Genomic DNA, 6,766 nt, shown 5'->3' on the forward strand with positions numbered 1-6,766 from the left:
GCCCCCTCCCCAGGTCCCCATGCATCGCACCATCTTCACGACGCCCGGCGTCAACACCGCGCTGCGCGCCTTCTCGCGCGGCTTTCTCAAACTCCGCGGCTGGAAGCTCGACGGCAGCCTGCCGCCGGGCCAGCCCAAGTGCGTGCTGATTGCCGCGCCCCACACCAGCAACTGGGACCTGCCCTACACCTTGATGGTGGCCTTTGCCCTGCGCCTGAACATCTACTGGATGGGCAAGCAGCAGATCTTCCGCTGGCCCTTCGGCCCGGTGATGCGCTGGCTGGGTGGCATCGCGGTGAACCGCGAGCAGTCCAGCAATCTGGTGGCGGCCTCGGCCGCAGCCCTGGTGGCGGCGGACGGCCCGGTGCAGCTCATCGTGCCGCCCGAGGGCACGCGCAGCAAGACGCGCTACTGGAAGACCGGCTTCTACTGGATCGCCCACACGGCGCAGGTACCCATCGTGATGGCGTATATGGACTACGAGCGCAAGCTCAGCGGCCTGGGGCCGGTGTTCAGGCCCACCGGCGATGTGGAAGCCGATATGCGCGAGATCAAGGCCTACTACGCCCAGTTCAAGGGCAAGAACTGGCGCCAGTTCGACCATGAGTGAGGCCACCGCGCCCGCGCCGGCACCGGCACGCCCCAGCAAGGACCCGCTGCAGGGCAAGACCCTGGAGATGATCGTCAGCGAGCTGGTCGAGCACTTCGGCTGGCAGGAACTGGGGCAGCGCATTGCGATTCGCTGCTTCCAGAGCGAGCCGAGTGTGGCATCCAGCCTGAAGTTCCTGCGCAAGACGCCCTGGGCCCGCGCCAAGGTGGAGAGCCTCTACCTCTTCATGCTGCGGGAGCAGGCACGCCGCGGCCCGGGCCGCGGCGGCTGAATCGGCTGCAGCGCCGCAGGAGGGTCAGGCCTTGCCGGGCTCCGGCAGCTCGATCTTCACTTCGAGCACTTCGAGGTTGCCCTCGCGCTCCATATGCACCTTGATGTCGCCGGGGTTGATGGCGACGTACTTGGAGATCACCGCCACCAGCTCACGCTGCAGCTGGGGCAGGTAGTCGGGGCTGGAGCTGCGACCATTGCGCTCATGCGCCAGGATCAGCTGCAGGCGCTCCTTGGCGACGCTGGCGGTGTTCTTTTTCTCGCCGAGAAAGAAGGACAGGAATCCCATCTGGCTGCCTTTTCCTTTCTGCTCAACGGCCGAACAGGCGCTTGAAGAAACCGGGCTTGACCGCCTCGATGAAGCGCATGGGCTTGTCCTCGCCCAGGAAGCGCGACACCACATCGGCATAGGCCTCGGCCACATCCGTGCCCTTCATGTGGATGGCAGGCAAGCCCTGGTTGGAGGCCTGCAGCACGGTCTCGCTCTCGGGGATCACGCCGATCAGCGGGGTGCGCAGGATCTCGTGGATGTCCTCCAGCGAGAGCATCTGGCCGCCTTCCACGCGATTGGGGTTGTAGCGCGTGATCAGCAGGTGCTCCTTGACGGGCTCCTTGCCCTCGATGGCGCGCTTGGTCTTGCTATTGAGCATGCCCAGGATGCGGTCCGAGTCGCGCACCGAGGATACCTCGGGGTTGGTCACCACCAGGGCCTCGTCGGCATAGTGCATGGCCATCAGCGCGCCAGTCTCGATGCCGGCCGGCGAGTCGCAGACGATGTAGTCGAACTCCATGGCCTTGAGCTCGTCCAGCACGCGCTCCACGCCCTCTTGCTTGAGCGCGTCCTTGTCACGGGTCTGGGAGGCGGCCAGGATGTAGAGCTTGTCCAGCTGCTTGTCCTTGATCAGGGCCTGGGCCAGCTTGACCTCGTCGTTGATCACATTGATCAGGTCATAGACCACGCGGCGCTCCACGCCCATGATCAGGTCCAGGTTGCGCAGGCCGACGTCGAAGTCGATCACGCAGGTCTTGTAGCCGCGCATGGCGAGGCCCGTGGCGAAGCTGGCGCTGGTGGTGGTCTTGCCCACCCCGCCCTTGCCGGAAGTCACGACAACGATCTTGCTCATCGATTCAGGTCCTTAGAAAAACTGGTGGCTCGCATGCTTTTGATGTCCCGCGCGACACCCAAGGATCCGGCTTTGCCGGTCCTTCGGGTGTGCCCCCTTGAGGGGGCGCGCGCAGCGCGTAGGGGGGGGTCATGTCTTCAACGGGTCCATGACGAGCTTCTCGCCCTCCAGGCGCACCTGGGCAGGCTTGCCCAGCACGGTGTCGGGCAGCGGGTTCTCGGTGGTGCGGTAGATGCCGGCAATCGCGATCAGCTCGGCCTCCAGGCTGGCGGCAAAGATGCGCGCCTCGGTGTTGCCGCGCGCGCCGGCGATGGCCTTGCCGCGCAGCGGGGCGTAGACATGGATGTGACCATCGGCAATCACCTCGGCGCCATGACTCACCAGGGCCAGCACGACCAGATCGCCGCCCTTGGCATAGACCTGCTGTCCCGAGCGCAGGGGCTTGTCGATGACCAGGGTGCGCGGCGCCTCGGCCGGCACTTCCACCGGCACCGGCCGCTCCACCACCACCTCGCGAATGACCTCGCGCACCACCTCCTGCACCCGTGGCTCGGCGCGCGGGGCCGGGTCCACATCGGGCGCTTCGGCCAGCCCTTGCTCCAGCGCCCGGGCCAGCAGGTCGGGGCCGGCGCCGGTCACAGCTACCGGCTGCATCCGGTAGGCGCGCAGCAGCGACAGCAGGGCCACCAAATCCAGGGCCGGCTCGGCGCCCAGGCCCAGCTCACCCTGGGCCGCCTGCGCGGCGGGCGCGACAGGCTGCGGCAGCTGGGAGAAATCAATCAACAAAGGCTCGCGGTCGAAGACCTCGGGCGTGCTGCCCAGACGCTGCTGCAGTTCGGCGGCCAGCACCGCCAGATCGGCGGTCTTGAGTTGCAGCACCAAAAGGCCCAGGGTGGCACTCTTGAGCTCGAAGTGCTCCTGCGCGCGCGCTGAAGCCTTGCTCCCGGTCTGCCGCCCCGGCACTCCCTCGGCCTGTTTCATCAGGCCCTCGAGGGCCGCTTGTTGCTGCGTCATTAGCGTTGCTGTGCTGCAAAGTTCACGATTTTAGCGGTCCGCGAAGCTGCGCTCTTCAGCATTGGCCCCGGGAAGACCCGCGCCAAAGCCCGCCCAAAAATGAGGCACTCCAAGTCACGACATTACAAATCAAGGACTTGGGTGCGCTATTGAAGACTGCTTCACAAGCTTGTCCACAAGCACGGTGAATAGGCTTGGCGAGCCTCCCTAGGTGTGCGACTTTTGCACATCGACACTTGACTTATCCCCATTTCAAGCGCAGCGAGAGCCCGCAGCACTTGAGCAGGGCCATGTGTTGCGCCGCAGCTCCTCGTTTTCCCGACGAATTCCTAAGTTGTTGATTTATATAGATCTTTGCTGGTTGCACAAAAATGCAGCAAGCCAATGCATCTGCCCATGCCACAAGGCTTTAGACGGCTCCGAATCGGCTTCTCCACAAAGTTATCCACAGAAGCAGTGGATAGCCCAGCTGGCCTATACAAATCAAAAACTTAAGCGCAGACCTTAAGTTTTTCTTGAACTTCCGGAGCTAAGTGAAGCCGTGCGTATCAGCCTGATGCGGTCGACATGGAAACGACTTGGGCCGGCGGGATCGCCAGGCTTGAATTCCGTGCCACTCCCATCGCATGGGCCCGCCGTCCTGCGTCTATCGCTCGGCGCCAGCCCCTAAAATCCGCGATTCTGCGCAGCGCTGCTCCCGGCGCCGCCGAACTTCTGCGATCGCCCCACATGACCCGCAAGCTCTTCGTCACCACCGCCCTGCCTTACGCGAACGCCAACTTCCATATTGGCCACATCATGGAGTACACCCAGGCCGATATCTGGGTGCGCTTCCAGCGCATGATGGGCCAGGAGGTGCACTTCGTCTGCGCGGACGATGCCCACGGCGCACCGATCATGATTGCCGCCGAGAAGGCAGGCAAGACGCCGCAGCAGTTCGTGGCCGATATCGCCTCGGGCCGCAAGCAGTATCTGGATGGCTTCCACATCAGCTTCGACAACTGGCACTCCACCGACGGGGCCGAGAACCACGAGCTCTCGCAGACCATCTACAAGGCCTTGCGCGCCAACGAGCTGATCTCGGTGAAGACCATCGAGCAGTTCTTCGATCCGCAGAAGTCCATGTTCCTGCCGGACCGCTTCATCAAGGGCGAGTGCCCCAAGTGCGGCGCCAAGGACCAGTACGGCGACAGCTGCGAGGTCTGTGGCGCGGTCTACACACCCACCGAGCTGAAGAACCCCTTCTCGGTACTGACCGGCGCCACGCCGGTGATGAAGAGCTCGGAGCATTACTTCTTCAAGCTCAGCGACCCGCGCTGCGTCGAGTTCCTTGAGCAGTGGACCCAGACCCCGGGCCGCCTGCAGGCCGAGGTGCTGAACAAGATCAAGGAATGGTTCACCAAGGACGAGGAAGGCAATGGCGGCCTGGGTGACTGGGACATCAGCCGCGACGCGCCCTACTTCGGCATCGAGATCCCCGACGCGCCGGGCAAGTACTTCTACGTCTGGCTGGACGCCCCCATCGGCTACCTGGCCTCGCTGAAGAACTACTTCGCCAAGACCGGCCGCGACTTCGATGCCTTCATGGCCGACCCGTCCGTGGAGCAGATCCACTTCATCGGCAAGGACATCACCTACTTCCACACCCTGTTCTGGCCGGCCATGCTGCATTTCAGCGGCCGCCGCACGCCCAACCATGTGTTCGTGCACGGCTTCCTCACCGTCAACGGCGGCGAGAAGATGAGCAAGAGCCGCGGCACCGGCCTGGACCCGCTCAAGTACCTGAGCCTGGGCATGAATGCCGAGTGGCTGCGCTACTACCTGGCCGCCAAGCTCAACAGCAAGGTCGAGGACCTGGACTTCAACCCCGAGGACTTCGTCGCCCGCGTCAACAGCGATCTGGTGGGCAAGTACATCAATATCGCCTCGCGCGCCGCCGGCTTCCTGGCCAAGCGCTTCGAGGGCCGGCTCTCGGCCGATGTGGGCGTGGAAGGCCGCGCCCTGCTGGACGGCCTGCGCGCCCAGGCCGGCGCCATTGCCGAGCTCTACGAGACCCGCGAGTTCGGCAAGGCCCTGCGCGAGATCATGCTGCTGGCCGACCGCGTCAACGAGTACGTGGACCAGAACAAGCCCTGGGAGCTGGCCAAGCTCGAAGGCAAGGATCAGGTGCTGCAGGATGTGTGCACGGTCTGCATCGAGGCCTTCCGCCTGCTGTCCATCTACCTCAAGCCGGTGCTGCCGGCCCTGGTGGCGCGCGTAGAAAGCTTCCTCAAGGTGGAGCCGCTGCAGTTTGCCGACGCGCAGCGCGCCCTGGGTGCCCACCAGATCGGCGCCTATGAGCACCTGATGCAGCGCGTGGACCCCAAGCTGCTGGAAGCCCTGTTCGAGCCGCCTGCGGCCCCCAAGGTCGTACCCGGCGGTGAAGACCTGGCCCCCGAGATCAAGATCGACGATTTCACCAAGGTGGATCTGCGCATCGCCAAGATCCTCAAGGCCGAGCATGTCGAGGGCTCGGACAAGCTGCTGCGCCTGACCCTGGACGTGGGCGAGGGCAAGACCCGCAATGTCTTCAGCGGCATCAAGAGTGCCTACAAGCCCGAGGATCTGGAAGGCAAGCTCACCGTGATGGTGGCCAATCTGGCACCACGCAAGATGAAGTTCGGCATCAGCGAAGGCATGGTGCTGGCCGCCAGCCACGCCGACGAGAAGGCCCACCCCGGCATCTTCGTGCTGGAGCCCTTCCCTGGCGCCCAGCCCGGCATGCGGGTGCGCTGAGGCAGGCGGGGCGAGGGGGCCGAACGCGCGATGCTCGCCTTCACCCCGGCCACCCGCTGCCTGCTGATCAGCCGGCGCCGGCGCTTCATCGCCCGGCGCCACCACTGCGGACCACCCGGCCCGCTCTCCCCCCGTCGTCCCGCCACGAACCGGAGAGCCCATGGTCCCGCTGCATCCCTTCCGCCCGCGCCTGCTCGACAGCCTGCGCGGCTACTCCCGCCGCCAGCTCCTCGCTGACGCCGGCGCCGGCCTCACGGTGGGCGTCGTTGCCCTGCCCCTGGCCCTGGCCTTTGCCATCGCCTCGGGCGTCAAGCCCGAGCAGGGCCTGGCCACGGCCATCATTGCCGGCTTCCTGATCTCGGCCCTGGGCGGCTCGAATGTGCAGATCGGCGGGCCGGCCGGCGCCTTCATCGTCATCGTCTACGGCATCGTGCAGCGCTACGGCCTGGCCAATCTGCTGATCGCCACCATGCTGGCCGGCGTGCTGCTGCTGGCCCTGGGCGCGCTGCGCCTGGGGGCCTTGGTGCGCTACATCCCGGTGTCCATCGTGATCGGCTTCACCAATGGCATCGCGGTGCTGATCGCCCTGTCCCAGCTCAAGGACCTGCTGGGCCTGCACATCGCGCAGATGCCGGCCGATTTCTTCGGCCAGCTGCAGGCCCTGGGCGCCCATCTGCACCAGTTCAATCCCCTGGCCCTGCTGATGGGCCTGGCCTGCGCAGCCCTGGTGCTGCTGTGGCCACGCCTGCCGGCGCGCCTCCAGCCCCTGCCACCCACCCTGGTGGCCCTGGTGGCCGCCGGTCTGGCGGCCTGGGGCCTGCAGCTGCCGCTGGAGACCATAGGCAGCCGCTTCGGCGGCATCCCGGCCGGCCTGCCGGACTTTGCCTGGCCGGCCCTGGAGTGGCAGAGCAGGGACTCGATGGCGCCCAGCAGGGCGATGGTGAGGGTGGGGATGACCAGGCGCTGCACGCTC

General features: G+C 65.6%; 7 protein-coding genes. 4 read left to right on the top strand and 3 right to left on the bottom strand.

The features are described 5' to 3' along the window. The first annotated feature begins 19 nt into the window (after positions 1-19). Complete coding sequence (locus ACK5F2_RS03430) at positions 20-610, top strand: 1-acyl-sn-glycerol-3-phosphate acyltransferase (RefSeq protein ID WP_409862812.1); 591 nt, start codon at positions 20-22, stop codon at positions 608-610. Beyond that, on the top strand, positions 603-881 hold the full coding sequence (locus ACK5F2_RS03435) for a VF530 family DNA-binding protein (protein WP_409862814.1): 279 nt from the start codon (positions 603-605) through the stop codon (positions 879-881). Before ACK5F2_RS03430 ends, ACK5F2_RS03435 begins: the two co-directional genes overlap by 8 nt. A gap of 24 nt (positions 882-905) precedes the next feature. Here the strand turns inward: ACK5F2_RS03435 and minE are convergent, their stop codons facing one another. From minE to minC, 3 genes are all read right to left on the bottom strand, one after another. Then, on the bottom strand, positions 906-1,169 hold the full coding sequence (minE, locus tag ACK5F2_RS03440; protein ID WP_133605353.1) for a cell division topological specificity factor MinE: 264 nt from the start codon (positions 1,167-1,169) through the stop codon (positions 906-908). Between the two features lie 22 nt (positions 1,170-1,191). Next, a complete protein-coding gene (minD, locus tag ACK5F2_RS03445; RefSeq protein ID WP_133605354.1) occupies positions 1,192-2,004 on the bottom strand; it encodes a septum site-determining protein MinD in 813 nt (270 codons plus the stop codon). A 129-nt stretch (positions 2,005-2,133) separates the two neighbouring features. Beyond that, on the bottom strand, positions 2,134-2,985 hold the full coding sequence (gene minC / locus ACK5F2_RS03450) for a septum site-determining protein MinC (protein WP_409862819.1): 852 nt from the start codon (positions 2,983-2,985) through the stop codon (positions 2,134-2,136). A 762-nt stretch (positions 2,986-3,747) separates the two neighbouring features. On the opposite strand from minC, the gene metG reads away from it, so the two are divergent. Then, positions 3,748-5,793 (top strand): methionine--tRNA ligase, encoded by a 2,046-nt coding sequence (gene metG, locus ACK5F2_RS03455; protein ID WP_409862816.1) that lies wholly within the window; start codon positions 3,748-3,750, stop codon positions 5,791-5,793. A gap of 160 nt (positions 5,794-5,953) precedes the next feature. Then, the coding region (locus tag ACK5F2_RS03460; RefSeq protein ID WP_409862817.1) for a SulP family inorganic anion transporter at positions 5,954-6,766 on the top strand (813 nt) is incomplete at its 3' end.

The sequence above is a fragment of the Roseateles sp. genome, assembly GCF_046300915.1.
In the GTDB taxonomy this organism is placed as follows: domain Bacteria; phylum Pseudomonadota; class Gammaproteobacteria; order Burkholderiales; family Burkholderiaceae_C; genus Kinneretia.